This window comes from Klebsiella michiganensis (assembly GCF_002925905.1).
GTDB lineage: Bacteria > Pseudomonadota > Gammaproteobacteria > Enterobacterales > Enterobacteriaceae > Klebsiella > Klebsiella michiganensis.
Window position 1 is genome coordinate 1 of record NZ_PRDB01000030.1, and the last position, 3,311, is coordinate 3,311.

Consider the following 3,311-nt stretch of genomic DNA (forward strand, 5'->3'; position numbering starts at 1 on the left):
GCTCCCTCGTGCGCTCTCCTGTTCCTGCCATTCGGTTTACCGGTGTCATTCCGCTGTTATGGCCGCGTTTGTCTCATTCCACGCCTGACACTCAGTTCCGGGTAGGCAGTTCGCTCCAAGCTGGACTGTATGCACGAACCCCCCGTTCAGTCCGACTGCTGCGCCTTATCCGGTAACTATCGTCTTGAGTCCAACCCGGTAAGACATGCAAAAGCGCCACTGGCAGCAGCCACTGGTAACTGATTTAGAGGAGATGGACTTGAAGTTATGCGCCGGTTAAGGCTAAACTAAACGAACAGTTTTGGTGACTGTGCTCCTCCAAGCCAGTTACCTCGGTTCAAAGAGTTGGTAGCTCAGAGAACCTTCGAAAAAACCGCCTTGCAGGGCGGTTTTTTCGTTTACTGAGCAAGAGATTACGATGCTAAAGAAAGGATCTCAAGAGGATCCTGTTCCATATGCCTACCCCTGAAGTGAAACCAGCACCACTCCGCGACACCAACCATCAAAATAAAACTATTTAACCCATTGTTTCTGATAAGAAAAAAACATATATAATCATGATCCACAATCATCCAACGCGGTTGACCTGCCCCCCAGGATTAGATACAACCTTCAGTTAGTAATGTCGGTTCGTTTTTCTTCATATTTCCCGTTTCGCCAGCCCGCCGCAAATTCAGCCGGAGTCTGGTAGTTCAGCGATGAATGTGGACGACACTCGCTCTAATCCTGCCGCCAGTCATTAATCGTTTTCCTGGCGTGAACGATATCGCTGAACCAGTGCTCATTGAGGCACTCATCCCTGAATCGTCCGTTAAAACTTTCAATAAATCCGTTCTGTGTTGGCCTGCCCGGCTGGATAAGCCGTAGCTCCACCCCATGCTCATAAGCCCACTGGTCGAGTGCTCTGCAGGTAAACTCCGGCCCCTGGTCAGTTCTTATCGTCGCCGGATAGCCGCGAAACAGTGCAATGCTGTCCAGAATTCGCGTGACCTGAACGCCTGAAATCCCGAAGACGGCGGTAATTGTCAGACACTCCTTCGTGAAGTCGTCCACGCAGGTCAGGCACTTGATCCTGCGACCGGTGGCCAGCGCGTCCATGACAAAATCCATCGGCCAGGTCAGGTTGGGCGCCTCCGGGCGGAGCAGCGGCAGACGTTCTGTTGCCAGACCTTTACGACGTCGTCTGCGTTTTACACCCAGCCCGTTAAGGTGGTAAAGACGGTACACGCGCTTGTGATTAACATGAAGGCCTTCACGGCGCAGTAACTGCCAGATGCGTCGGTAGCCAAAACGCCTGCGCTCCAGTGCCAGCTCAGTGATAAATGCGCATCAGCCGCCGAACGCTGAGCCTCATAGCGGCAGGTCGACAGGGGCAAACCTGTAAGCCTGCAGGCACTACGTTGCGACAGACCGGTCGCATCACACATAAACTCAACGGCTTCCTGCTTCTGGTCTGTCGTCAGTACTTTCGCCCCAGAGCCACCTGAAGCGCCTGCTTATCCAGCATGGCTTCGGCAAGCAGTTTCTTGAGTCTGGCGTTCTCTTCCTCAAGCGACTTAAGGCGCTTAACCTCGGGCACCTCCATACCGCCATACTTCTTACGCCAGGTGTAAAAGATGGCGTCGGAAATGGCGTGCTTACGGCAGAGCTCACGGGCAGAAACCCCGGCTTCGGCCTCGCGGAGAATACTGATGATCTGTTCGTCGGAAAAACGCTTCTTCATGAGGATGTCCTCATGTGGCTTATGAAGACATTACTAACATCGCGGTGTATTAATCAACGGGGAGCAGGTCAGCTCCGCTCCCCGTGATTTGTTATATACCCACCACGGGGGCATTAGTTTTTTTATTTTTTTTGATGATATGTACAAAATCAGTGGTTAGGAATAATCTTAACAGCCTTAACAAAAACACACAAAAACAGTGGCTATGCTTTATCTCACTACACTAAGTAACGACAGTATCATGCTAAAAAAAGATGATATTATCTTTATGAAATCATGTGGTAATGCAAAAACAATAATATTTTTACGTGGCGTGGATGAGAAGCTCATGATTAACGCGAGCTTTGAAGAGATAAAGTTTGCTATCAATAATAATCTTCAGGAGCTTCCGGGGGTACAAGCAGTAGCCGCGACACTGAAAATAGCAACCTGATTTCGAGTAAGGGCACTCAAAATCAAGAGATCAATTTACTATAACATCCCGATCACGAATCCCGCGGCTGGAACCGGCGTTCGGCACCGCTGAACGATTCAATTCTATTTTTGATATTAACAGGAGTAATAGTGATGAGAGCATTATCTCTTGGTGCCGTTTTAATGGCTATGTCAGCATTACCACTAACCGCGATATCCCAAGTAACCTTAGCACCTGATGGATCGTACGTTAGTGGTTCGGAAGCAACCTTAGCACCTGATGGCTCATACGTTGGTGGTTCGGAAGCAACCTTAGCACCTGATGGCTCATACGTTGGAAATTAACCCCCATTATTATGCTGCGTACCGATATACTGAATTGCGAATGCCAGCATTTTTGGATTTACCATAACGTCTTCTTACGCGCACCGCTAAAACGGCCTCAGGGCGTTTCTGACGGGAAACCGGTAAAACAGGCAACAAACCACCCGAAAACCCGCCAGAAACGCGCAGGCTCTGTTTTTACGGCATGCATGAGTATGCGCGCAAGTGCATAGCGCGGAAATTCACGCCATTCAGCCAGGGTAAGTCCTGTTTCCGGCGTTCTTCTGATCCGAAAACGGTGAACGGGGACGCAATTTATTGCGTGGCCGTGAGGCGTTGCCGGCGCAGCCGGAAAACCGGTTTTCAGCACGTTCAGGAATCGGGTTCGTCGACGGCCGGCAATCACGTTATGGCAAGTCGCCGGACGACTCACCACACGATTCACCGGCGATTCGAATCGTGAATTGAATCAAGAGTCACCATGAACAAAAAACGCCCAAATTGATGAATTGAATCAAGAGTCGATTCATCATAACAACATGATAATAAAGCGTGATTCACATATGAATCGTGGGCAATTCGTAAACGATTCGCCATAGAGTCGTCCACGACTTGGATCTGCACTTTGTAACACATCACTGCACATTAATTTTTCATTAACCAATTGTTTTAAATAAGGAATCTGCAAAATTTTAATTTTGCGTAGTGTGTGGGTATTTTTAGTCGTGAGGAGCGTTCAGAGATCTGGCGATTTTTGGGAAGGTTCAGGAACTCCCTGGGATGGCCGGAGAGGAAAACTCAAGCATGGCAGGATCAGGATTTTTTCCAGAATTTCCACCACGGGGAATGG

2 protein-coding genes and 1 pseudogene are annotated in these 3,311 nt (G+C 49.2%); 2 read left to right on the top strand and 1 reads right to left on the bottom strand.

What is annotated here, in order from left to right:
• The first annotated feature begins 129 nt into the window (after positions 1-129).
• The gene (locus tag CDA56_RS31605; RefSeq protein ID WP_071789001.1) at positions 130-243 is read left to right on the top strand and encodes a replication initiation protein; all 114 of its coding nucleotides are present in this window, start codon (positions 130-132) and stop codon (positions 241-243) included.
• A 369-nt stretch (positions 244-612) separates the two neighbouring features.
• Here CDA56_RS31605 and CDA56_RS29020 read toward each other — a convergent pair.
• Positions 613-1,723, bottom strand: a pseudogene (locus CDA56_RS29020) (IS3 family transposase).
• 241 nt (positions 1,724-1,964) lie between these two features.
• Here CDA56_RS29020 and CDA56_RS29025 point away from each other — a divergent pair.
• Complete coding sequence (locus CDA56_RS29025; protein ID WP_049106033.1) at positions 1,965-2,156, top strand: hypothetical protein; 192 nt, start codon at positions 1,965-1,967, stop codon at positions 2,154-2,156.
• The last annotated feature ends 1,155 nt before the right edge of the window (positions 2,157-3,311 follow it).